A 23,494-nucleotide genomic window follows, 5' to 3' on the forward strand; every position below is an offset into this window, starting at 1 on the left:
CGCCCCTACAGGAAACTTGGGCGGGTTTATCAGAGTTTTTTATGGGAATTACAGGTTAACTCATAACCCGCCCCTACAGGAAACTTGGGCAGGTTTATCAGAGTTTTTTATGGGAATTACAGGTTAATATCATGTCCGGATAATTAGTGATAAAAAACTTTCTCCTTCTCCTCCTCTTTCTTCTTCTTTATTTCCTCCTGACTCCTGACTCCTGACTCCTGACTCCTGACAGTTAATTCCTAATGCTTTCAGACAAATTTTTCCATCCTCCCGAGTTCTTTACTTTTTCGATCTAGAGTAAAAACTGTCAACGCCAGACGGGACTTTGCAGCATACAGACTTTGATGCAAACCGGTTGAAAGGGAAGAACCAACCATGATGCGAACTTTCCGAAAATATCATCGCAATCGATGAGCGATCACTAATTTTTTTCGACTGGAATCGCTGTAAAACGATTGATTACTAAAAATACTCAGTCTACCCAAAGGAGAATTTTACCATGATGTTTAGTTATTTGAATCACAAAACCATTGCTGCTATCGTTGCCGTTAGCCTAGTGAGTTTATTTGGTTGTTCTCAACAGCAACCCTCAGCAACTGTTGAACCTTCTGCTGATACTACGAAAACAGTTGTGAGTGAGACAAAAGCCGAAGATCCAAAAGCCGAAACGTTGAAAAATCTACAAGCGGCTTATAATGGTGAATCTAACGCTCATGTTATGTATTTAGAATTTGCTGAAAAAGCCGATGAAGAAGGCTATGGAAAAGTTGCTCGTTTATTTCGTGCGGCGGCTCGTGCCGAAGAAATTCACCGGGATAACCATGCTAAAGTGATAATATCAATGGGCGCAACTCCTGAAAACGATATTGCTACGCCTCAAGTGAGTTCTACAGGAGAAAACCTAGAAAAAGCAATAAAGGGGGAATCCTACGAACGTGATACCATGTATCCTAAGTTTATTTCCCAAGCCAAAACCGCAGGAAATGAAGCCGCCGTTCAAACCTTTACCTACGCCACCGAAGCTGAAGCCCAACACGCCGAATTATACACTCAAGCCCTGAACAACCTCAATGAGTGGAAAGAAGCAACTCAAGTAATTTATGTTTGTGAAGCTTCAGGACATACAACTATGAATGCGGATGAAACTGCAACTTGTCCTCAAAGTAATGCTTCACAACAATTTGAAGAAATTCTCTAACTTAGGTTGAAGAATTCTTTGAGTATTGGTTAAAAAGAGAAACCCAGATAGAAACCCGGTTTCTCTAGCGAAACGGGTTTTTTAAGGTTGGCTTTTCCGGAAGTGTAGATTGTCCTGTTTGAACCTGTAGCATTTTAGTTTATGAAGCGTCGAGAGTTTTTGACTTGGGTTGGAATTGGAGGATTGGCAACTTATTTACCCGTCGCCTTAGCCGCCTGTTCTCCTCAAAAAACAGAATTACCATTAACAGTGAGTGCAACAAATTCAGAGGGATATCAATCGATAGGAACCCTCGATCAATTAACAGAAAAAGGTCAACTTTTAAGTAAAGAATTGGCGATCGGTTCAGTATTAGTCATTCAAAAACCAGATAATCCTCAAGAAGTGATCGCCGTTAACCCCAGTTGTCCCCATGCTGGATGTTCTGTGAATTGGAAAGCCGATCAAAACGCTTTTATCTGTCCTTGCCATGATTCCAAATTTGCCGCCGATGGTCAACTGTTAGAAGGGCCAGCAGAGGAACCCCTGAAACGCTATGAAGCCAAGTTAGAAGGAAAAACGATTCTTGTCAAAGCCGGATAATTCTCAACACCCAACACCTCACTGGTGACTGATGACTGTTCCCTGGTCACTGATACACTGATAACTATTGTAGGGGGGCGACATTGTTCAGAAATGTCGGTAAATTGGGATAGGGAGTATTGATCAGTTCAATTGACTGATCGCACCTAAATCCGACGAGATCGCTGGGAAATCACGCTTGATAGCTCCTGGGGTCAGATGTCCATTGATTAACCATTTACTGAACAGACAAGGGTTGAGGAAGTCAATATGAAAGCCATGATTCTGGCCGCTGGCAAGGGGACACGAGTTCGTCCGATTACTTATACGATCCCTAAACCGATGATTCCCATCCTACAGAAACCCGTGATGGAGTTTTTGGTGGAGTTGCTTCGTAAACATGGGTTTGACCAAATTATGGTGAATGTCAGCCACCTCGCTGATGAAATCGAAAACTACTTTCGAGATGGTCAACGCTTTGGAGTTCAGCTTTCCTATTCCTTTGAGGGCAGCATTGAAGACGGAAAACTGCTCGGAAAAGCAGTCGGTTCTGCGGGGGGGATGAAAAAAATTCAGGACTTCTACCCCTTTTTTGATGATACGTTTATCGTTTTGTGTGGAGATGCCCTAATCGATTTAGACTTAACCGCCGCCGTACAGCAGCATAAGGAAAAAGGTGCATTAGCGACTATCATAATGAAATCTGTTCCCCGGAATGCCGTTTCCAGCTACGGAGTGGTTGTAACCGATGACAAGGGTCGCATTAAAGCATTTCAAGAAAAGCCAGCCGTCGAAGATGCCTTGAGTACCAGTATCAACACGGGGATTTATATTTTTGAGCCGGAAATTTTCCAACATATTCCCTCGGGTTGTGAATACGATCTCGGTAGCGACTTGTTCCCCAAACTCGTAGAGATCGGCGCGCCCTTCTACGGGATTACGATGGATTTTGAATGGGTGGATATTGGTAAAGTTCCCGACTATTGGCAAGCCGTTCGCGGTGTATTATCGGGAGAAGTGAAAAATATCTCGATTCCCGGTCAACAAGTCCGTCCCGGAATTTATACGGGCTTGAATGTCGCGGTCAACTGGGATAAAGTAAAAATTCGCGGCCCAGTCTATATCGGTGGCATGACTCGCATTGAAGACGGTGCGGAAATTGTCGGCCCAACGATGATTGGTCAAAACTGTTGGGTTTGTAGCGATGCCTATGTCAGCAATAGTGTGATTTTTGAATACTCTCGTTTAGGCCCTGGCGTGCGTTTGGTGGATAAATTGGTATTTGGACGCTATTGTGTAGACAAAACCGGAGCCTCGATTGATGTTCAAGCAGCCGCTTTGGACTGGTTGATTACCGACGCCCGTCAGATGTTGTCTGAACCCCCAGCAGAACGTCATGCGATCGCAGATATTCTCAGTGGTTCCTAGATACGCCCATTTTGCTAAACTCGCAAACGATCTCCACTTTAACAAACACTAACAATGTCCACGATTACCTTCGATAGCGGTGCTGGACGCGCTAGCGTTCTTCAATCTCATCTCAAAGTTGCTGAAGCTGGTGCATCCTACAATACAAATCATTCTTCAGCGAGTCCTTCACGGGATGAACGGTTAATCGAAGTTTTGGTGGACATTCCGGCGGGACAGTTAAAGTTTCAAGATAGCGAGGAGCAAAAACTTTTTACCTACTTAATTCCTGATCATCTGAATGTTGAACCTGGGGATATTTTGAGTGTACCATTTGGAGCAATGTATCTGGGTGCGATCGCCATTCGTCTAACCACTCAAATTCCTCCGGGTTTGACTTTAGATCAAATTAAATCTGTTGATGAAGTTGTCTGTAAGGGTTTATTTCCGCCTCACTATTGGCAATTGTTACAACAAATAGCGACTTACTACCAAACTCCCCTTATTCAAGTCATTCGCACGGCTTTACCTCCGGGGTTGCTGCGGCGAAGTCAACGGCGAGTTCGGTTGTGTGTAGATAAGATTCCCTCTGGTGTCGAAAATTTTCTGAGTCCTGCGGCTTTGAAAGTATTTAACATTTTACAAGCCCACAAGTCAAAAGATATGAGTTGGGCTGAACTCAAGAAAAAAGTTAGTGGCGATTATTGGCTGAGAAAAGGATATCAAGATTTATTCGTTAGGGGTTGGGTTGAAAGTTATTTAGAGAGTCCCAAAAAAGTCCAAGCCAAGCAACAACTCGCTGTTATCTTGATTGGTGATCCTCACTCAGCAATTGATGTCACCAAACGTCAACAGGAAATTCTACAAATTCTCAAAAGTTGTGGCGGCGAGGCGTGGCTGACTGAGTTTTTGCGCCTCTGTAAGACAACTTCTCCTACCCTAAAAACCCTGGCTGAAAAAGGTTATGTTCTCATTCAAGAACGAGAAAAGCTGCGACTTTCTCAAGGCATCGAACAAACCGCAGATCAACCCAAAACCCTCACTCCCCATCAAACAAACGCTCTCAATATTATTCATAATTTATCGAGTTTTGCTCAAGTTTTACTGCACGGCGTTACAGGTTCCGGTAAAACAGAAGTCTATCTACAAGCGATCGCCCCGATTTTAGAACAAGGGAAATCAGCTTTAGTTTTAGTTCCAGAAATTGGTTTAACTCCCCAACTCACAGATCGATTTCGCGCCCGTTTTGGAGAAAAAATCTGTGTTTATCATAGTGGTTTATCCGAGGGAGAACGCTATGATACGTGGCGGAATATGACACGGGGAGACGCTCAAATTATTATCGGAACCCGTTCGGCTATTTTTGCCCCTCTATCGCAACTCGGCATCATTATATTAGACGAAGAACATGATAGCAGCTTCAAACAAGATCAACCCGCCCCCTGTTATCATGCTCGTACTGTAGCCTATTGGCGGGCTGAAATGGAAAACTGCCCCCTCATTTTAGGTTCAGCAACTCCGTCTTTGGAAAGTTGGGTGGCTGTTCGGGGGCAGCAAGGCAGAGGAACACCAAAGCATCAAAAAAGCCTTGAACTTTTCGATACTCAAAGCCCTACGCCTCATTCTAAATCGCTAATCTCCAATTGCTATTATCTCTCCTTACCGGAAAGAATTCAATCCCGACCTTTACCTCCTGTGGAAGTCGTTGATATGCGCCAGGAGTTGCGTCAGGGAAATCGTTCTATTTTTAGTTCGACGCTACAACAAGCGCTACAACAGTTACAAGATGAAGGTAAACAGGGGATTTTATTTATTCATCGCCGGGGACACAGCACGTTTGTTTCTTGTCGCAGTTGCGGCTATGTGATGGAATGTCCTGACTGTGATGTTTCCTTGTCTTATCATCATATTCAGGAAGACGCGCTGCAAACGTCTCGGCAGGTTGTACCGATGCTTCGCTGTCATTATTGCAACCACACTCAACTTTATCCCCAACGGTGTCCTGAATGTGATTCTCCCTATTTTAAACATTTTGGCAGTGGAACTCAGCGTGTTGTTGAGGAGTTAAATAAACTCTTTCCTGAGTTGCGAATTATTCGGTTTGATAGTGATACCACTCGCACCAAAGATGCTCATCGAATTTTACTGACTCGCTTTGCTGAACGAGAGGCTGATTTATTAGTCGGAACGCAAATGTTGACGAAGGGTTTAGATTTGGCGGGAGTGAGTTTAGTTGGAGTAATTTCTGCCGATGGATTATTACATTTATCGGATTATCGCGCCAGTGAACGAGCGTTTCAAACGTTATTGCAAGTAGCAGGCAGAGCGGGGAGAGGCAATGACCCCGGACGTGTTATTATTCAAACTTATACGCCCGAACATCCCGTTATTCAAGCGGTACAGCGTTATGAATTTGAGGCGTTTGTTGAGCGAGAATTACAACAGCGACAAGAACTAAATTATCCGCCTTTTGGTCAATTGATTGCCTTAAAATTAAGCAGTTTAAATGAAATTGAAGTTGAACAAACGGCTCAACAATTTGCCGATATTCTCCTTTCATCAGCAGAAGAAATCGCAGAAATTGAGATTTTAGGGCCTGCGCCTGCACCTATATTAAGAATAGCAAATCGATACCGTTGGCAGATTTTACTTAAATTATTACCGGGTACTGAAATTAATAGTATTAGTTTAGAACAGTTGGGAGAGGTTTGTCCCACTTCCGTCCGTCTGATGATTGATGTTGATCCGCTTCATCTCGGCTAAAACAAAGCCATAGGCCATAGGCTAACCTATCCCCTGTTCCCTATTCTCTCGTCCTTGTAATCTGTGTTACAACATCGGCAAAAGTATTTGCTATCTTAGTGGTATGAGTCTTTTTTGAGGAAAGAGTGGTCATTTTGTCAAACCTTTGTTACCTTTTGTAATAATAGGGTCAACGGTATCCGATTCGGATCATCGTCCCCCAAGTCTCAACTTCGACTAAGCGACAAAATCTGCTCAACTCAATCAAGAGCCAAAGTCTCGAAGTTTAATTAGGAGAACCATTATGAACCAGCCCAGCGAACTTTCAATGGAACAGCAGTTCAATCTATCTTCGTTCAAAATGCAGGTGAACCGTATGAGTCACGAACAGGCTCAAGAGTTCCTTGTTAACCTTTACGAACAAATGATGGTGCGAGAAAATATGTACCAGCAATTTCTCAAGTATCAATGGGGACTCGAACCTAGCCCAGAACAACAGTAGAGTCTGATGTTTGCCGTAGGCAACCTCTATCTCTTACTTTTTTCTACCAGAGAAACGAGTTGGGGGTAATGGGGTGTCAACTGGCATTTCCCCAGCGACAACATTAAAAATTCAGGACAAGTGAAGCGTGTTACCTTGAAAGTCATAAATTAATATCTTTTTGCTATCTGTAAATTGAGTTGATTAAATACCTGCCTGATCTGTATCGTTATTGAAGTTAATTTTTCAACCCTAAACTCTACAAAAGTTTGAAGTTAACTCGACTATGTTTACTTGTTAAGGCTTACGTTCTAAAACCGTCTCCATCACACTCACTAGGTTAAGATGATGACCCGCCATAATCCCACTAGAGTAATAATATCGGTTAGAATCAATCTGACGTAAAGTATCAAAGCCACTGCGTCGCTGACGTTCATCACCCAACACCCAATATCGCTGCACAATCGATTCCGGGCCAATCAAGCCTTCCCCTTCAATATTTCCCAATTCACTATGCTGCAAAACAAAAGTATACTGACGTTCGCTCGTATCAAGTCTTCCCCGATATTGTAGGATAATGTCATGGCGATCGCTACCGGGAAAAACCAGCTTAGTTACCATACTAAACCATTCCATTTGATTCCAAGCTATAAGAGTTTTTCCTTTAACTGTGATGGGAAGTTGATTTCGGTCTATCCAACTCCCTTCTATCATCCACTGCCCTGGTTGGATGAGAAATGTGTGAGCCACAATGCTATCCTCTACTGCACGCGAGGGTTAAAATTATTTAATCAGAGTCAAGACATACCAAACCTGATACACTAAAAGTCTAGCTATGCTTGCGCCTCTATCCTATCACGGCAGCCCCTTTAGTTGTATGAATCTCGCCCAACAGCACGGCAGCTTCAGCACCCGTTACTTCCGGTAAATTACCCACTTCACCCTGCAAACGCCAATAAGCTAAAACCGCAAAGGCAATGGCTTCTTTAAAGTCAGCATCTAAACCCACCTCTGAAGTTGTGATCACAGGAATCGGATTTAATCGCCGTTGCAAACTCTGTTTGAGATCAAGATTATGACTTCCCCCGCCACACAGTAAAACTTGATCGGGCATTTCTGATAGAAACTGGCGATAACTGTGTTCAATTGATGCAGTCGTTAATTCAGTCAAGGTGGCTAAAACATCAGCCGGACTTAAATTATAGGATTGAGCGTCAATTAAACACTGTTCGAGATAAGCTTGACCAAAGAGTTCTCGTCCAGTCGATTTCGGTGGAGATTGCTGAAAAAAGTCTTGTTTGAGCCATTGTTCTACTAAACTCAGACAAGCGGTTCCTTGGGAAGCCCAAACTCCATCTTGATCATAGGTCTTTGTGCCATTAGAAAAAAATTGTACCGCCAAATCTAACAAACTATTTCCAGGCCCGGTATCCCAACCGATAATCGCCTGAGAAGAATTTAACCCATTACGAGGTAAATAGGTGACATTGCCAATTCCGCCGATATTTTGAACACAACGGCTATAGGTGGGATGACTCAAAAGATAGACATCAACCCGAGACACGAGGGGCGCACCTTGACCCCCGACAGCAAGATCTGCCACTCTAAAATTACTAATAGTTGTCCTATTGGTCAGTTGGGCAATCACTGCACCTCGACCCAACTGAAGGCTATAGCCTAATTTGACCTGATGCTGTTTAGGAGGTCGATGATAAACCGTCTGACCATGAGAACCAATTAATGTAGCAGGTTCTAGTCCCTCTTGAATGGCTAGGGCGGCTTGAGCAAATTCTACCGCGATCGCATCATCTAATTGAGCAAGTTCAGCCATAGAGATAGACTCGCCGCCACAGAGGCGAAGAATTTGCGATCGCAATTTTGGCGGATAGGGATAAGTTTGGGCGGCGATCAGCTTCACCTGTAAATTCGTTGAGGAACCCTCTATTTCGACAAAAGCAGCATCAATCCCATCAACAGATGTGCCACTGATCAGACCAATCACACGAACCATGATCAATGCTTGACCTTAACAGATGAAGAAGGTTCGACCGAAATGACAATCACCGTAATGTTATCTCGTCCTTCCCGTTGTTTAGCTTCCTTAATCAAAATACTCGCAATCTGTTCGCAGCTTTGAGATAATTTTAATTGTTCGGCGATGATCTCATCGGCAAGTTCTTCAGTCAAACCATCACTACATAATAGTAAGCGATCGCTGGCTTTCACTTCCATCGGTTCAATCTCGACAAAAGATAAATCTTCTCGCCCTAAACATTGAGACAGCACATGGCGCCAAGGATGAATTCGGGCTTCATCAGAAGTCAGAACTTGACGCTGTACGGCTTGAGCGACCCAGGTTTGGTCTTCTGTAATTTGTTTGAGATTTTCTCCCTGCAATTGATAGATCCGAGAGTCACCGACATTAGCACACCAAGTATCACCCGTTTCTCGAAACAAAACCACAACAGCAGTTGTTCCCATATCTGAACGTTCTGGATGACTGTGCTGATCGCGCACAATTGCCTCATTAGCCGCGAGAAAAGCTTCCTTCAACAAAGCCGAGGCATCTGGATGATCCCAATGAGCATTGAGATAGTCTTTGATGGTTTGAGCTGCGATCTGACTGGCTTCCTGTCCTCCCGCGTGACCCCCCATCCCATCAGCCACGATGAAAAATCGTCCCTGTGGATCGATATAAAACGCATCCTGGTTAACGGCACGAACATTACCCGTATCCGTCAGACCCGCAAAATCGAGTTTCATAAACGAACAGCTTATGTGCTTCAGCTCCTTAGAAGTATTAATTTTAACCCGAATTGAGGATTATTACAGATGAGACTCCTGAGTCAAAAACGCTGAACCGCTTTAGTGATCGACTGTTAACCCCAATCTCGCGACATCAATGGGTACAATTTTTTAATAATTGTACCTCTTGCTGGAGGTTTCACCCTTTTGTTGGCCTGCCAAAGCCCCTCACCGTTTTAACCGTTGATCGTTTTTACCGGAAATTGCCGCACACGCCCCTACCTTTAGGTATGGGGATACAAGGCACAAGGCAAGGAAATGCTATAATAGCTCTACTGGCAGGGTATTCAACCAGTTGAAAAACCCTGCATCTAATCGATGCAATGAACCTTGAAAACTTAAGGTATGGGGTTCTTGCTAGGAATGCTTTGGCAGGATAAAACCTTAAAGCACCAAGTACAGAGAATCAAGCATTTTTTTCTCAAGTACGGTAGGGCATACCGAAACTATCTCTGAAATGGGATGAACGACTGGGGAGACTCACCCCAAAGAGCGCAGATTGGGAAACCAGCTTGCTGTAAGGGTTGTCAATGAACCAGTAATCCAAAACCGCTAGTGTTTGGAGAATCCCCTTTCTTTAGAAATGGGGAGTATGTCAAAACATCCGGTCAAAGCGATCTAAACGTCTTAACAAGCGAAAGAAAGCCATTCCCATGAACAACGCCAGGAAAACAACAACGATCGCCCACCCGACTTTATCGCTAATAAACAACAAGGTTGCCGAGATGGTAAAAGCCCCCATGAGTAAAGCATAGTTTGTTCCCATCTGAACACTGCTCACCCGTCGCAAGATGCGATCAGTCTCAGTAGCCCGCACCCGCAGCCGAATATCACCTTGATCGAGCCTATCAAGAGTATCTTCGATGCGTCTCGGTAAACCGAAAGCCGTTGAACTCACTTGAGCGGCTTGACGTCCGAGTTCATTAAAAATACTATTGGTTGTCTCGGAAAGATTGGTTTCTGACATAAGTTGCATCGCAAACGGTTGTGCGACCTCCATAAAATTAAACTCTGGGTCTAAGCCTTTACCCACCCCTTCGAGTGTTGAAAATGCTCGCATCACGAAGGTAAACGTAGCGGGAAAGCGAAACGGCTGATCATAAGCGATCTCATACAGGTCATCGCTAATCGCCGCCACAGACTGCTCCTCAAAGGGCTTATCCATGAAGTGATCCAACATATATTGGATCGAACGTCGTACCGCTCCCATGTCACCCGTTGGCGCTAAGGCCCCGAGATCAATCAAAGACTTCACGACGCGATCTGCATCCTTCTGAGCAATACCAAACAAGGTCTGCATCAGCTTGTCCCGCAGATTTGTCGTGATTTGTCCCATCATCCCGAAATCATAAAAAATCAGCTTCCCTTCAGGACTGACGGCAATATTACCCGGATGAGGATCAGCATGAAAAAAGCCATCATTGAGAAGCTGACGCAAATAAGCTTCTGCCCCCATATTCGCTAACTTTTTGCGATCCAAGCCCGAGGCTTCTAGAGCTTCATAGTTGCTGATTTTAATCCCTGGAATATATTCCAAGGTCAGCACCCGAGGGGATGAAAATTGCCAGTGAACTCGCGGAACCATCACCCAGTCACAGGAGCGAAAATTGCGCCGAAAAGTATCCGCATTGCGACCTTCATTGAGATAATCAATTTCTAGCCATAAAATGCGGCAACATTCATCATAAATCCCTAACCAATCCCGACCTCTACCCCATTTCGGATGATTTTGGAAATAACGAGCAATCCCTTTAAGAATCGCTAAATCGATCTCAAACAGCTTTTTGAGTCCCGGACGCTGAACTTTCACCACAACCTCAGCACCTGAATGGAGTTGAGCCTTATGAACCTGACCCAGACTCGCTGCCGCCAAGGGAACCGGGTCAAAACTGCGAAACAGGTTGTCAACGGTTTTGCCAAAATCCTGTTCAATAATTTCCTGACTCTGTTCATAACTGAACGCCGGAACCTTATCTTGTAGCTTTGAGAGTTCTTCAACGTACTCAATCGCAAATAAATCGGCCCGCGTTGAAAATAACTGTCCGAGTTTAATAAAAGTCGGCCCTAAATCCAAAAAGGTTTCTCGCACCCAAGCGGCTTGAGCGCGTCGGCGAGCATTCTTTTTTTCATCGGTTACGCCACCCAAATAGCTCCATTGTTGGCTATCGAGCCATAACCAAGTTAGCCAAGTCAGGACAAAAGTCCAGATGTCAATATAACGCCGTTGACGGGAGTAATTTTTGCGACTCCAACGGTATGCTTTACCTCCATGTAACTTCCGACTGGTCGCTCCAACGGAAGACGCTGCAACACCTTCGGCGTGTCGCTTGGGGTAAGTCGAGTTATCAAGAGGAACAGACACTCGAGTTTCCAAGTTTTGTTTCCGGTAATTTTCGTGTTTTGAGCAATTGTGTTCATCCAGTAAGTCTAAGATAGACTTACTGATTGCGATTGCGATAACGTTGCAGTTCAGATCGCAGCTCGGCGACTTCTGCTCGGAGTTCATCGATAGTCGCTTGCAAATCAATCGATTGTGAGTTTGATCGACTCACAGAAGAAGAAGTTCCCGGATGGGTCATTTGAGCTTCTAGATTGGCCCGCTCTAGAACTTGATCGGTAAATTGTCGCAGACGTTCACGTTGCTCTGCATCAAATTTACCCAGTTCACTCAGAGCATTCGTCAAAATGTTTTCTAATTGTTCGTAAAGGCCTTCAGCAACTGCTCTGCCTACGAAAAATGCGTCAACCGATGGCTTACTCATAAAAAAGTTTTACTAACTTCCGTAACAAATTATAACGTGCTTACTCCCTGAAAGCGAGGCGATCAACTCAGGCTAATCCCGTTAACATTTCAAGAAGATCTCCAACAGCCAGAACCCTTACACAAGGTTTGCCCAAGTTGAATGAGTAACTTTTTTCTGGGGGTCTATCTACCCGATCACAAGGTAGCAGACACCCGATTGCTGACCTCAGAAAAATTTAATTTCAACAGAGGACTCGATCCAACTCGAATGTCCATTTTCCCTTGAGTTTAACTCGCAGGTCTGAAGTCCGTTTCCGCCTCAGATCGAGGAAGTTCAGGTTGGGTCTCGAATTTCGGGACTGAAATCGAATCAGAGGGAATCTCATAGTCGATCGGGGTTTCTGAGTCGGGAGGCGAGTAGGAACTCGCAGGAACAGGTTCACTCTCTTCTGTTTCAAAGGAGGAAGTCGGTAACTCAGGAGTCAAGTTAGACTCAGCCTCTACTGGAGTATAACCCTCAGACTCACTCGGATAGCTAGGAGAATCATATTCACTCGACTCGACCGATGAGGGAGAATAATTTGAGCCAGCTTCATAACTGGGATAATCCGAAGAATAACTTGGCTCCTCCAGCCGAGCCGGAGCCGGGTAATCACTAGAATTGGTCACGGGAGTCGAATAGGAACTCGCCGGATACTCAGAAGCCGCATAACCCGAAGATGACGGATATTCTGAAGAATAGCGATCGTCAGAATAGCCCGAGGAGTTCGACGAATAAGAATCATCCGTTGTGATCTCTGACTCGGAATAGTAATCGTCAACGGAGCTAGGCTGAGATTCAACAGTCTGATAATCGCTTGATTCAGTTTGCCATTCGCTAGCATAGTCTTCTGTCCAAGCTTCTTCTGAAGCCATCCGCAGTTGAGATTCGTTTCCGATTAACTGCTGATTTTCGCGATCGCCAAAATCTCGATCACGGTGATCGGAAATCGACTTGATTATCCCTTTACTATTAACTGACGGCTGTTGAAAAATCGGCTTCGAGGGATCATAGTTCGGAAATTGCTGATCAAAAGATTTTTCGGATTGAAAAACCGTTGTTTGAAAGCTAGCTCCCCCATAAACTCGCGTTATAAAAAATCCTAGACAACCGGACAAAACTGCCGTCATCAGAAAGACGAGTGAAACAAAGCCGGGAGCAGGTGTTAACCTCAAGCTGTTGGTCAACAGTTCATGATCTTTCTCATCTGAAAAAGATAAGTTTGCAGATGGGGTTTCTGAACCATAACCTGCTGAACGATCAGATGATGTCTTCGGCTGATCCGATAGGCTATCATCAATCGTTTCAACCCTAGCATAATCCTCTAAATGAGGCAGAAAAGCCAACCATTGATCCAAACAGGAGGGTCGATGCTGCTGTTCTAACTCTAATCCCCACAAAATCACCCGTTCTAAGGTCGGACTCAGATCAGGTCGAAGTTGTCTTAAGGTCGGTTTAGATTGACTCAGAAGCGTTTCCGTGACTTGAGACAAACACAAGGGTGCTTCTAAAGGTGGCTGACCCGTTAATAAATAGTATAAAATTGCCGCCAAACTGTAGATGTCGGTGGCTGGGGTTAACGATTCGTGAGGTAAATATTGTTCTAAAGCCGCATATCCTCCCGACAGGTTACGACTTCCCAGATACGGTTGAGCGTTCATTGTATCTGTAAATCGAGTCGCGACTCCAAAATCTGTCAAAATCACCTCCGGCCTGTCTGCCTGTCGCAGGATGACTTCTGGGGTGAGATTACAATGAATCAAACCCTGTTGATGAATTGCTGTCAAAGCCGAAGCAATTTGACGAATCAACTGAACTGCTTGAGTCACAGGTAATGGCGAACCTAACTGAAGCGAGTTGATCAAAGGCTGACCGGGAATATAGCTCATTACCATAAAAGGTAAGCCTCGATCTTCAAACACCTCCAATACCTTAATCAGATTTGGGTGCTGACATTGGCTTAAACGTCGAGCGACAGCCTTGAAATGATGCTGAAACTGAGCAAACTCAGTATGATGGCGCAAATTCGGGTTCACCGTTTTGATCGCCACTATTTGCTGACGACGAACATCTATGGCGCTATAGGTGATGCCATACTCTCCTCGACCCAATACACGCTCTATCTTGTATTGGCCATTATTCAGTATGGTTTCGGCTTTTGAACTCATTTGCTTAAATGCCAATTTTCCCCCTTATCCTACCGTCTAAGACCGTATTTGAGTGATTTGAGTTGTGAGGTCGCCGTACATAGTCTACATCAGTTGCGAGAATTCTAGCGCAACCCAGAAGCAAATATAAAAGGAGATCGGGTGATGGGGTGATAGGGGGATGGGGAGACTGGTGACGGGGGAGGTGAAAAAACTATTCCCTGTTCCCTGTATTTCGCACGTTAATTATTTTTTTGAGAAGATCAAACCAGAAGGAAGCTCCCATTGAAATCGCGATCGCTGTGATCATCCATCCTAATATTGCCTGAGCAATTTCAAAACTCATTAGCCCGGCTTGAATCTCTCCAGAAATCGAACTGTTCCATCGTTTGAAATCAAATTGTTCGTTTAAATTTTCCCTTGTCCATCCGATGGGCAATGAGGCAAAATCAACGATAAATTGACTGAAATCTTGATCGAGTTCAGCCCCATGTTCTTGAGGAGGTTGAGACTGTTGTGAAGCTTCATCAGACACAAAGAACGTCTGATTTTCATAAAAATTCTCAACTTCTTGAATTAACTGAATTTGTAAAAAGGGTTCCTTGTATAATCGGCTGGCAATATTTAAAGTATCCGCATTTAAAGCAACAGCCAATAAAAACCCCAAAACCAAGGTTTTCCATTTAACTTGACGTTTATAAACACCCGAAGTTCTCTCCATTGTCTGAGAAAACCAATTCATTATTTCAGCTTCTAAGGCTTCCAGATAGGTTTTAAACCCATCTTGCTTGAGATCGGCTCGAACGGCTAACACTTTAAACAGCTTAATTTGATCAGGTGGAAGTAGGGCTTGAATTGGTGATGATTCTAAGGACTCAACAAACTGTTCTGACTCTAAATCAACCGGATTTAACTCGACTAAAGATTGTTCAAGAATACTATCAATTAAAGCCGTTGAAAAAATAGCATTAGGAATGTAAGAAGGCCCAACAAAGTTATCGCCCTGTCCGATTTTATAATCTTTCAAAGACTTAATTAAAGGATGATTGTATAAAAATTCAGCCATCTTCTCTCCTAAAATAGCTCGAATCGAACCATACAAATATTTAGCTCGACTATCCCAAAATAAAGTTGATAAAAGTTCTTGGATATCTGAAACCAATAAACTCAAAAGCAAATAAACAAAAAACAAACCCAGAGCAATATTCAGAACAGAAGGTAAACTCATATAGCAATCCCATTTGAGTTATATAGTTAAAAGGGAATAGAAAATAGTTTTTTACGATTTCCCAATTCCCTTCTTTGTGTCTTCGTGTCTTGGTGGTGAACAAATAAAGACTCAATCTTGGTGACTCAGACATTCCGTCAATTCCTGTAACGCTTCTGAAACTTCAACTTCAAACAAAATCGGATCATCCAAACGTCTCACTTCAGAAGAAAGACTCGCCACAGAAGCAGCGGTGCGTTTTGCAATAACATCCAACGCTTCAGGAGAAAGAATGCGTTCACCCTGTTTCATCACCAACTGCATTAATTCTACTCGATCAATTGACTGACCATTTCCTGAACTCACTTGTGATCTTTCCTGATCAACTAACACCAAACAGTCGCTTTGAATTTGTCCTTGCTTAAACTTGCGAATAATTTGCTTTCGTCCCGGATAAGTTCCCTTCCCACTCGATTTTTTCATCACCGGATGACTATCAACTTCCACCAACTTATAAACCCCATTAACCGGAGTTCCCGTTACCAGTTTAGTTCCCAGTCCATAGCCATCAATTTCAGCCCCTTCTGCTTTTAGCCTCGCAATTTCCCATTCATCAATATCGCCACTCGCAAAAATAGCAACTCCCGGTAAAAGCGATCGCACTTGTTGAGATAACTGTACCAAATCTCCCGAATCTAATCTTACTCCTTTTAACTCCATTTCACCCCGTTTAACTTTCTCTGCTAACCGTTGCGCTGCTTCGACAGTATTGTAGGTATCAATTAACAGTGTCGCACCGGGAAAATGGCGATGAAATGCTGCAAAGGCTTCATCTTCTCCCCCTTCCAAAGCACCCACCGCCATCACTAACGAATGCGCCATTGTCCCCACAGGTTCACGCCCCAATTTTAACGCCGCCAACACGTTAGAGGTCGCATCCAGTCCCGCCGCTAAAGCCGCTCTCGCCGCCCATACTGAGGCTTGAGGACTAAAGGCTCGCCGAGTTCCAAATTCTAATAATTTTGCTTTTGAGCCTGCTACATCGCGCAGACGCGCCGCTCGAGTGGCAATTAGAGTTTGATAGTTGAGGGTATTGAGGAGAAAGGTTTCCACAATTTGAGCTTGCCACAATGGGGCTTCAACCCGCAAGAGGGGTTCATTCGGGAAAATAGCAGTTCCTTCGGGGACAGCCCAAACGTTTCCTCTAAATTTGGCATTTTCTAATAGTAACCAAAAGTTTTTAGGGGCGTGAGCAAATATTTTTAGCGATCGCAATGCTTCAATTTGAGCGCGACTAAACTGAAACTTTTCTAAATAGTCTAAGGCTTGGGCGAGTCCCATTGCTATTAAATAGCCGTAGTTTTCCGGGAGTCTGCGGGTAAACAGTTCAAAACTCGCCCATTGTTGATCAAGTTGTTCCCCTGCATAACAAGCCGCCATTGTCAACTCGTACAGGTCGGTTAACAGGTTATTGTCCTCGCAGGTGAGGGTCAGTTGTTGGTCTTCGGCTTCTTGGGGTTTGCAGGACAGATGTTCTGGATGGGTTCTCATCGGATGACTCCTTTGCTGATTCTTGATTAGATTATAGTAATACTTACCAAATATGTCTAGTCTCTCTCTAGAATAATTCATATATATTCGGGAATTTTTAGGCTTTTTATAGAAAAACAGCCTAATGAGATGTTTAAAGTCGCTTTTATTTTTGGTGATTTTAACTTTAAATTGGATGAACTGAGGGACAGACTCAGGATAATTTTTCTGTTGTTAGATAGATGTCAATTTTAGGGTTTTCTGATTACAGTGTAGGGGCAGGTTCCGCGTTAATCTATTTCTCTCATTAATAACCTACATCAACCCGCCCCGCAGTCAGGAGTGGCGTGTCGGGTGTCAGGTTTCGGTGTAAAGGTGCTAAACCACAACTAGGAACTTGCGAGGTTAATTTTTGTGTTATATTAAACGTAGTCGGAATGAGTACGACTTAGCAATCAAGTTTTGGACAATATTATGGTAAAAATTGTAGGAATTGGTGGAAGTCTGCGTTCAGAGTCCTATAGTCAACAGGCGTTAAACGTCGCAGCCCAACGGGTAGAAGCCTTGGGTGCGGAAGTGGAAATATTAGACTTGCGTCAAATGCGTCTTCCGTTTTGTGATGGCGGAAAGGAATATCCCGACTATCCCGACGTCGAAAAATTGCGGGAAACAGTTAAACAAGCAGATGGGTTAATATTAGCAACACCAGAATATCACGGGAGTGTTAGTGGTGTGATTAAAAATGCCTTAGATTTAATGAGTTTTGAACAACTTGATGGTAAAGTTGCGGGTTTAATGAGTGTGTTGGGGGGTCAAGTTAATAGTAATGCTTTGAATGACCTGAGATTAATTATGCGATGGGTTCATGCTTGGGTAATTCCCGAACAAATTGCCATTGGTCAAGCTTGGAGTGCTTTTAACGAAGAAGGAAAATTACTTGATGAAAAGTTATCTGAACGCTTCGATAAATTTGCCCAAAGTTTAGTGGAGAATACCGCAAAATTGCGGGTAAATTAGTTAAGAATTATAGAGACGTTATAATTGGGGAGCGTCTCTATAAATTTATAAAGTTATAGGACATCTAAATTAAGGCTAAGAAGTTAAATATTCTCGAAGGCTGACTCGGAGTTGTGCGCCAAGATCACCAACAATAAAATTGATATTAGGGCAAGATATATCTCCTCCTAACAAATCTTCTAAAGAAAGATGACACAAATCTATATCATTAGCATTGTGCCGCTCAAACTCACTCTTGGCATCCGGACAAAGCCCGGTGGTTGTTACAATAACACCAGCAAAAATTCTCTCACGTCTTAAATTTTCTACAAAGGCATTCAGTGTATCTCGTTTAAAGCAACCTCTCTCAATTTTGATATTAAAACCAGCTTCAGCTTCAACCCACTCAAATTTACTCTCTTCAATTCTTACTGGTAGTTCCATTCCATCAGACCGCCGTTTTAATTTTTCTCTAATCACACGTTGTTGAATAAGAATTGGAATTCTACCATCTATACCACCATCACCATGCCCACGCCTTGGGGGTAATCCACTAACTTGAGGAGTGGGGTTACCGCCCAAAGCACTGACAATTCGGTTTCCAATCTCCCACTTCTCATTAGAATTGCGAGAAATCAAATCCTCAACCAACTTTTTTTGTAGTTTGCCCATCATTCCCTAAAGATTTTCCGATTATATCAAGACACAGACGAAATACTATATTAATAGCATCTTCTACAGTAACAGGAGTTTTACCGTTAATAGAATCGATGTCTGACCCGATCAATAACACCATCCATCGGGGAACAGAGGCTTGTTGCATTTTTTTTTCCGTATTATCTTGAGGTGTCTGAGATACTATATCTATTAATTTTTTAGCAGGTTTTAACTGGATCTGCTCGATAAAACTACGCTGAGGATCTAATTTTTTTGCTGAAGTAATGGCAAATGACATTTCAACTAACTTTACCGATGATTCCTTAGTAGATAGGTATATCGCCAACTTGTTTCGTAAATCCTCATCTAGCAAGTCTGCATCAAACTTGATAGACACATTCTTCAAGTTTTCCGGTAGTTGGCTTTGTAATGTCTCAGTTAGTTTAGACATAATTTTTATGGCTTCTTAACTTCATCAATAATGGATAATAAACTTTTCGAGAAAACATCATTAGATGTAAAATCAAAGGGGTCAAGATTTACAAAAGGCAACCAATGAGATGACAAAAAATCATCAATGGAGGCTTCTTGGCATAGGGTATGAACCTTACTGTGAAGTAGTTGATAATCATTATCATTGGAACGATTATTTACCACGATTCTAGCTTTCGGAATAAAGTCAGTCAGCAGACCATAGTTTAAGAGTGATGCAGTTTCCTGTATTATATCCTTAACTCCGACTTTATCTTTAGGGTCAATAGGAATTATTAATCGCCAGCCCCGCCTTGTTACTACAGTAGCAGGAATCTGATAGTAATCATCTGTATCAGCAACTAAGAAATCGTAATTATTTGATTCAGGAAAAGAATCTGGTAAAAGCTCTGTTTCCTTAATATCGATTTTGTTTATACCGTTAGCAAAGCCAGGGGTAGACTGTAAAAACTTAGCCATACGACTTCTACCTGCTAAGTCTAGCGCCCAAACACGTTGGTCTTGTTGAGCAAGAAGCAGAGCAATATTTGTAGCAACTGTTGTTTTGCCAACTCCACCTTTAGTTGCATTCACTACTATTTTTATCATTCTGGTATCTCTATAAAGCTACTTAAGTTGCTTCTGTGATTAGTCCGATCATATTATACCTTAAATAAGTAGGTTTACAGCTATACACGCTCTGATATCTCGTTCCGTTTGCTCGGCGGCGGGTTAGATGTAATTTTACGCCGGAATTGTTATCGGAAGCTATGGTCAAAGCAGTTTATGGTATTGCTTTTTTACAAACTTGGGCAAATTTCAGTTTATCCGAATTCGTTTAAATATACTGTCCCTCAAATGAGTGACACACAAAAAAGCGAATTGCTATTTAACGACAATTGCCTAAAATGAGACATGATCTTTTTTTATCCTGATTTAAGGAAAGCGAGTCAATGCTAAATAATATCAGTCATGCCGGGGGAGTCAACCCACAAGCCAAAGAGAGAAGGGAACAAACCGAAGAAATTCTGTTTAGTACACCGTTTGGTTATATGTTTCCCGACTTGGTAATTGGGGAAAATACGGAGAACAATAAATTACCCGTAGCCGACAGTACAATTCCCGCTCTAAAAATGCTCGGGGATGCAATGGCTGACTTGGGAGAACCGAACAAAGAGATGAAGGAGTTTAATTCTAATATTCCTTCAGTTTTCACCTATTTGGGTCAGTTTATCGATCACGATATTACCGCTCGAACAGATCGCGAAACAGAGATCAGTATGATTAGCATTGGCGATAATGTTAACGATGCGCTACAACCTGCTGACCCGCAAGTGATTATAAATAAGCTCAAAAATGGGCGGCGTCCTCAGCTTGATCTCGATAGTCTTTATGCCGATGGGCCAGCATTAATACCGGGCGGACAAGTTGGAGCAAGTACAGAAGCTCAGTTTCTTTATGACGATGAAACTCTACTGCTAAAAGTTCAAGAATTAGATCAATTTGTAGATTTACCTCGGGCTGATCGCAAAGCAAAAATTGCGGATATGCGTAATGATGAAAACATCATTATCAGCCAACTCCATGCTGCCTTTTTGAAGTTTCACAATGTAATTGCTTGTAGTTTACCGCAACATTTATCACCTCAAAGCCGGTATATTTATGCTCGTCAGTTCGTGCGTTGGTGTTATCAATATGTGGTAGTCAACGATTATCTCAGGGCGGTTTGCGAACCGAATATAGTAGACGATGTTCTTCTCAACGGGCCGCGTTTTTATAGTCCCGGCTTTAGTGGTAATTCGGTATTTATGCCCCTAGAATTTTCCGTTGCCGGATTTCGTTTTGCTCACTCGATGATTCGTCCGTTTTATCAACTCAATCGGCAATCTAAAGTCAAAATTATGAATCTTTTGGCTGTTTCAAAAGAAAGACCTCAAGAGTCTGATTTACTGGAAAAGAACGGTGACAATTACCAACTCAAGAAACAGTTTAGTATTGATTGGCAAAATTTTGTCAGATTTGTATCCGGTAAACCTATTCCCAACCTGGCTCGTAAAATAGATCCTCAAATTTCTCAAGGGTTATTCGATCTTCAACTGGACGGAGTGGGGGCGAATACGTTCATGTCTCATTTAGCTCAACGAAATTTAGTTAGAGGTTATTCATTGAGTTTACCAACCGGACAAAAAATGGCTCAAGCATTTGGTTTTCAACCCCTAACACAAGAAGATTTAATCGATAAAGAAACCAATCCCAAACTGAAGCAAGCACTTGAATATGGGGGCTTTGGAGACCGAACACCTTTATGGTATTATATTCTCAAAGAAGCCGCATTACAAACTGGGGGAAATACCTTAGGAGCTTTGGGCAGTAGTATTGTTGCAGAGACGATTATTGGTTTAGTCAAACAAGATCCCAATAGCTATTTAAACCATCTGCACAACCCCGCCATACAACCCAACGGAATTCGCATTCCTCGCCCCAACGGTCGCCCATTGCTGATTAACTCTATTGGAGATATTCTGGCTTGTGCAGGAATTCGCTAAGGGCAAATTTAAATCAGTTAGAGTTGGAGTTTGAACTGACTTGATTTTAAGGGTTTATTCCCTATACATCTGGATGAGAAAATCAAAGGTTGTAACAATCTTTGTCTCGTCCAGATGATATTATAAAAGAGGGTTAATCCTTTACTTCACCACAACCGTTAAACGACGTTCTCGATCAGCAGCAAACTCCAAACACGCTCTGATATCTTCTTCTGTTAATTCGGGAAAATCATCTAAAATTTCACTGTGAGACATTCCCGAGGCCAACCAGCCCAAAACATTCTAGACAGTGATACGCATTCGTCTAATACAGGGTTTCCCGCCCCGCTTACCTGGCTCAATGGTAATGATGTTGCGATCGCTCATAAATATAGCAATAGACTATCTTTGTTTTCAGTTTACCCGAGTTTGGGGATGTAAACCCGTTAAGAATACAAGAAAAATACAGTAGATCGCATTTTTCAGAAAAACTCCGTATTTTCACTGAGACAGAACCACATTTAAGCACTTTAAAAAATTATCAAATATCAGTAATTACACGCTGTTCAATCTTGGATTTTCAATCTAAGCTAGATGTAGAGATTTGAAAAGTCTAACACCCTCTACCTCTAGGAGAAAATATGGGTTTATTTGGTAAAGCACGTTCATCTGGCAGTCTCAAAACTGACACGGCTATGAGTCCGGCGGAAGCTTTTGCAGGTATTGCATTAGCAGTTGTTGCTGCTGACGGCTATCTTGCAGACTCGGAATTAGATGTATTAATAACTTTGCTTGGTCGGATGCACCTTTTCCGTAGCTATCCGTCTGAAGTAATGAGACGTATGTTTGACAAAATTTTCGGTATTATCAAGCGTCAGGGAGTTGAAGCACTGGTTAATCAAGCTATTAAAACCCTTCCCCATGAATTGTACGAGACAATGTTTGTTGTTGCCACTGACTTAATTTTAGCAGATGGTGAAGTGAGCGATGAAGAAGAAAGTCTATTAAATGATCTCTGCAATTCCTTTAAAATTTCTCAAGAAACTGCCAATGAAATTATTCGGGTAATGTTGATTAAAAATAAAGGATAGAGTTTTCAAATCTTTCAAGATTAAATCCCCGGTTTCTCGAAGAAGCTGGGGATTTAAAAATATTCAAATTTAGAAATTACCAGCCTCTTGCTCCTCTTTGCTGACAAATCACTCCCATAGATTCTTGAACGAGAGATGTAGCAGGTGCAGAAGAAACCTCTTGAACATATTTTTTGGATTGAACTCGACCTTCATCATTGAGTACAACATCCATCTCAAAAATTCTTCTTTCAGAACAACTAACTTCATACCAAAAACTAGCAACACGACCCAAACGAGTTTCGACTAAAACTTGATAAAGTCCACTATGGCCTTGAGGAGATTCTAAATCTATATAAACGGGATCACCGTCTGATGTATTTCCTAGTGAAATAATTTGTTCTCGGGCTGATACTGTAGAATCAATTCCAAATAAAGTTATCAACACTATTGAAGATAGGGCTAAACTCCAGGTCAACAACGGTTTTGATACTTTGGATATCTGTTGATTTATATTCATAACTATTGATCCTGAATTGATGTGTTTTAAATCGGAAACTAAATCTATAATAAGCTATCGGTTTGCGGAAATCAATTCGTAGAAACACTGAATAATCGAATCAATACTTATGAAATTTTCGTGAAATTCTCAGTGGATTTACATAGATAATTTTTAGCCTACCCAAAAAATAATTGAATCGTCATGTCATGTAGGGGCGGGTTCAAATTTATTTTTAATTTCCCCGAAACAAGATTAATAAACCCGCCCCGTAAATTTGAGGTGATTTGTCATGTAGGGGCGGGTTCAAATTTATTTTTAATTTCCCCGAAACAAGATTAATAAACCCGCCCCGTAAATTTGAGGTGATTTGTCATGTAGGGGCGGGTTCAAATTTATTTTTAATTTCCCCGAA

Annotated in this window: 20 protein-coding genes and 1 pseudogene; 8 read left to right on the forward strand and 13 right to left on the reverse strand. The window is 42.5% G+C overall.

Features of this window, described 5'->3' with window-relative positions; translation table 11 throughout:
- The first annotated feature begins 499 nt into the window (after nucleotides 1–499).
- From VB836_RS01140 to VB836_RS01160, 5 genes are all read left to right on the forward strand, one after another.
- Nucleotides 500–1,198, forward strand: a complete 699-nt coding sequence (locus tag VB836_RS01140; RefSeq protein ID WP_046279991.1) for a rubrerythrin family protein — start codon at nucleotides 500–502, stop codon at nucleotides 1,196–1,198.
- A gap of 141 nt (nucleotides 1,199–1,339) precedes the next feature.
- Entirely contained in the window at nucleotides 1,340–1,780 is a 441-nt protein-coding gene (locus VB836_RS01145) for a QcrA and Rieske domain-containing protein (RefSeq protein ID WP_046279992.1), read from the forward strand.
- A 249-nt stretch (nucleotides 1,781–2,029) separates the two neighbouring features.
- Nucleotides 2,030–3,187, forward strand: a complete 1,158-nt coding sequence (locus VB836_RS01150) for a sugar phosphate nucleotidyltransferase (protein ID WP_046279993.1) — start codon at nucleotides 2,030–2,032, stop codon at nucleotides 3,185–3,187.
- Nucleotides 3,188–3,241: 54 nt separating this feature from the next.
- Nucleotides 3,242–5,929, forward strand: a complete 2,688-nt coding sequence (gene priA / locus VB836_RS01155) for a primosomal protein N' (RefSeq protein ID WP_323217622.1) — start codon at nucleotides 3,242–3,244, stop codon at nucleotides 5,927–5,929.
- Between the two features lie 283 nt (nucleotides 5,930–6,212).
- Nucleotides 6,213–6,410, forward strand: coding sequence for an NblA/ycf18 family protein (locus VB836_RS01160; protein ID WP_046279995.1), 198 nt, complete (start codon nucleotides 6,213–6,215; stop codon nucleotides 6,408–6,410).
- Between the two features lie 276 nt (nucleotides 6,411–6,686).
- On the opposite strand, the gene VB836_RS01165 is transcribed toward VB836_RS01160, so the two are convergent.
- The 8 genes from VB836_RS01165 to VB836_RS01200 all read right to left on the reverse strand — a co-directional run bounded on the left by VB836_RS01165 (nucleotide 6,687) and on the right by VB836_RS01200 (nucleotide 16,882).
- Nucleotides 6,687–7,139: a hypothetical protein gene (locus VB836_RS01165; RefSeq protein WP_323217623.1), complete on the reverse strand. Its 453-nt coding sequence runs from the start codon at nucleotides 7,137–7,139 to the stop codon at nucleotides 6,687–6,689.
- Nucleotides 7,140–7,236: 97 nt separating this feature from the next.
- On the reverse strand, nucleotides 7,237–8,400 hold the full coding sequence (locus VB836_RS01170; protein ID WP_323217624.1) for an anhydro-N-acetylmuramic acid kinase: 1,164 nt from the start codon (nucleotides 8,398–8,400) through the stop codon (nucleotides 7,237–7,239).
- 2 nt (nucleotides 8,401–8,402) lie between these two features.
- Complete coding sequence (locus tag VB836_RS01175) at nucleotides 8,403–9,152, reverse strand: PP2C family protein-serine/threonine phosphatase (RefSeq protein ID WP_046279554.1); 750 nt, start codon at nucleotides 9,150–9,152, stop codon at nucleotides 8,403–8,405.
- 637 nt (nucleotides 9,153–9,789) lie between these two features.
- Nucleotides 9,790–11,556, reverse strand: coding sequence for an ABC1 kinase family protein (locus VB836_RS01180; protein WP_323217625.1), 1,767 nt, complete (start codon nucleotides 11,554–11,556; stop codon nucleotides 9,790–9,792).
- 76 nt (nucleotides 11,557–11,632) lie between these two features.
- The gene (locus tag VB836_RS01185; RefSeq protein ID WP_323217626.1) at nucleotides 11,633–11,956 is read right to left on the reverse strand and encodes a DUF6825 family protein; all 324 of its coding nucleotides are present in this window, start codon (nucleotides 11,954–11,956) and stop codon (nucleotides 11,633–11,635) included.
- Nucleotides 11,957–12,225: 269 nt separating this feature from the next.
- Nucleotides 12,226–14,145, reverse strand: a complete 1,920-nt coding sequence (locus VB836_RS01190; protein WP_323217627.1) for a serine/threonine protein kinase — start codon at nucleotides 14,143–14,145, stop codon at nucleotides 12,226–12,228.
- Between the two features lie 193 nt (nucleotides 14,146–14,338).
- Complete coding sequence (locus VB836_RS01195) at nucleotides 14,339–15,352, reverse strand: hypothetical protein (protein ID WP_323217628.1); 1,014 nt, start codon at nucleotides 15,350–15,352, stop codon at nucleotides 14,339–14,341.
- Nucleotides 15,353–15,463: 111 nt separating this feature from the next.
- Nucleotides 15,464–16,882 carry a nicotinate phosphoribosyltransferase gene (locus VB836_RS01200; RefSeq protein ID WP_323217629.1) on the reverse strand — a complete coding sequence of 473 codons (1,419 nt, stop codon included), beginning with the start codon at nucleotides 16,880–16,882 and terminating at the stop codon, nucleotides 15,464–15,466.
- A gap of 453 nt (nucleotides 16,883–17,335) precedes the next feature.
- Between VB836_RS01200 and VB836_RS01205 the strand changes: the two genes are divergently transcribed.
- Nucleotides 17,336–17,878 (forward strand): NADPH-dependent FMN reductase, encoded by a 543-nt coding sequence (locus VB836_RS01205; protein ID WP_323217630.1) that lies wholly within the window; start codon nucleotides 17,336–17,338, stop codon nucleotides 17,876–17,878.
- Nucleotides 17,879–17,953: 75 nt separating this feature from the next.
- Here the strand turns inward: VB836_RS01205 and VB836_RS01210 are convergent, their stop codons facing one another.
- The 3 genes from VB836_RS01210 to VB836_RS01220 are packed head-to-tail and all read right to left on the reverse strand — an operon-like array spanning nucleotide 17,954 to nucleotide 19,594.
- Complete coding sequence (locus VB836_RS01210; RefSeq protein WP_323217631.1) at nucleotides 17,954–18,532, reverse strand: hypothetical protein; 579 nt, start codon at nucleotides 18,530–18,532, stop codon at nucleotides 17,954–17,956.
- Complete coding sequence (locus VB836_RS01215; protein ID WP_323217632.1) at nucleotides 18,501–18,965, reverse strand: hypothetical protein; 465 nt, start codon at nucleotides 18,963–18,965, stop codon at nucleotides 18,501–18,503. Before VB836_RS01215 ends, VB836_RS01210 begins: the two co-directional genes overlap by 32 nt.
- 5 nt (nucleotides 18,966–18,970) lie before the next feature.
- Nucleotides 18,971–19,594: a nucleotide-binding protein gene (locus VB836_RS01220; protein WP_323217633.1), complete on the reverse strand. Its 624-nt coding sequence runs from the start codon at nucleotides 19,592–19,594 to the stop codon at nucleotides 18,971–18,973.
- A gap of 344 nt (nucleotides 19,595–19,938) precedes the next feature.
- On the opposite strand from VB836_RS01220, the gene VB836_RS01225 reads away from it, so the two are divergent.
- Complete coding sequence (locus VB836_RS01225; RefSeq protein ID WP_323217634.1) at nucleotides 19,939–21,531, forward strand: peroxidase family protein; 1,593 nt, start codon at nucleotides 19,939–19,941, stop codon at nucleotides 21,529–21,531.
- A 141-nt stretch (nucleotides 21,532–21,672) separates the two neighbouring features.
- On the opposite strand, the pseudogene VB836_RS01230 reads toward VB836_RS01225, so the two are convergent.
- A pseudogene (locus VB836_RS01230) lies at nucleotides 21,673–21,897 on the reverse strand (DUF433 domain-containing protein).
- Between the two features lie 254 nt (nucleotides 21,898–22,151).
- Here VB836_RS01230 and VB836_RS01235 point away from each other — a divergent pair.
- Nucleotides 22,152–22,601 (forward strand): tellurite resistance TerB family protein, encoded by a 450-nt coding sequence (locus VB836_RS01235; protein ID WP_323217635.1) that lies wholly within the window; start codon nucleotides 22,152–22,154, stop codon nucleotides 22,599–22,601.
- Nucleotides 22,602–22,677: 76 nt separating this feature from the next.
- Here the strand turns inward: VB836_RS01235 and VB836_RS01240 are convergent, their stop codons facing one another.
- Nucleotides 22,678–23,100 carry a hypothetical protein gene (locus tag VB836_RS01240; RefSeq protein ID WP_323217637.1) on the reverse strand — a complete coding sequence of 141 codons (423 nt, stop codon included), beginning with the start codon at nucleotides 23,098–23,100 and terminating at the stop codon, nucleotides 22,678–22,680.
- Nucleotides 23,101–23,494 lie beyond the last annotated feature (394 nt).

Origin of the sequence: Limnoraphis robusta BA-68 BA1, assembly GCF_034932365.1 — a bacterium.
GTDB lineage: Bacteria > Cyanobacteriota > Cyanobacteriia > Cyanobacteriales > Microcoleaceae > Capilliphycus > Capilliphycus robustus.

Excerpts from the sequence above, each read along its gene's own strand:
- VB836_RS01170 (WP_323217624.1), bottom strand. The coding sequence starts at position 8,400 with ATGGTTCGTGTGATTGGTCTGATCAGTGGCACATCTGTTGATGGGATT.
- VB836_RS01240 (WP_323217637.1), bottom strand. The coding sequence starts at position 23,100 with ATGAATATAAATCAACAGATATCCAAAGTATCAAAACCGTTGTTGACC.
- VB836_RS01150 (WP_046279993.1), top strand. The coding sequence starts at position 2,030 with ATGAAAGCCATGATTCTGGCCGCTGGCAAGGGGACACGAGTTCGTCCG.
- VB836_RS01175 (WP_046279554.1), bottom strand. The coding sequence starts at position 9,152 with ATGAAACTCGATTTTGCGGGTCTGACGGATACGGGTAATGTTCGTGCC.
- VB836_RS01140 (WP_046279991.1), top strand. The coding sequence starts at position 500 with ATGATGTTTAGTTATTTGAATCACAAAACCATTGCTGCTATCGTTGCC.
- VB836_RS01160 (WP_046279995.1), top strand. The coding sequence starts at position 6,213 with ATGAACCAGCCCAGCGAACTTTCAATGGAACAGCAGTTCAATCTATCT.
- VB836_RS01200 (WP_323217629.1), bottom strand. The coding sequence starts at position 16,882 with ATGAGAACCCATCCAGAACATCTGTCCTGCAAACCCCAAGAAGCCGAA.
- VB836_RS01235 (WP_323217635.1), top strand. The coding sequence starts at position 22,152 with ATGGGTTTATTTGGTAAAGCACGTTCATCTGGCAGTCTCAAAACTGAC.
- VB836_RS01225 (WP_323217634.1), top strand. The coding sequence starts at position 19,939 with ATGCTAAATAATATCAGTCATGCCGGGGGAGTCAACCCACAAGCCAAA.
- priA (WP_323217622.1), top strand. The coding sequence starts at position 3,242 with ATGTCCACGATTACCTTCGATAGCGGTGCTGGACGCGCTAGCGTTCTT.
- VB836_RS01185 (WP_323217626.1), bottom strand. The coding sequence starts at position 11,956 with ATGAGTAAGCCATCGGTTGACGCATTTTTCGTAGGCAGAGCAGTTGCT.
- VB836_RS01190 (WP_323217627.1), bottom strand. The coding sequence starts at position 14,145 with ATGAGTTCAAAAGCCGAAACCATACTGAATAATGGCCAATACAAGATA.
- VB836_RS01205 (WP_323217630.1), top strand. The coding sequence starts at position 17,336 with ATGGTAAAAATTGTAGGAATTGGTGGAAGTCTGCGTTCAGAGTCCTAT.
- VB836_RS01210 (WP_323217631.1), bottom strand. The coding sequence starts at position 18,532 with ATGATGGGCAAACTACAAAAAAAGTTGGTTGAGGATTTGATTTCTCGC.
- VB836_RS01145 (WP_046279992.1), top strand. The coding sequence starts at position 1,340 with ATGAAGCGTCGAGAGTTTTTGACTTGGGTTGGAATTGGAGGATTGGCA.
- VB836_RS01220 (WP_323217633.1), bottom strand. The coding sequence starts at position 19,594 with ATGATAAAAATAGTAGTGAATGCAACTAAAGGTGGAGTTGGCAAAACA.
- VB836_RS01215 (WP_323217632.1), bottom strand. The coding sequence starts at position 18,965 with ATGTCTAAACTAACTGAGACATTACAAAGCCAACTACCGGAAAACTTG.
- VB836_RS01195 (WP_323217628.1), bottom strand. The coding sequence starts at position 15,352 with ATGAGTTTACCTTCTGTTCTGAATATTGCTCTGGGTTTGTTTTTTGTT.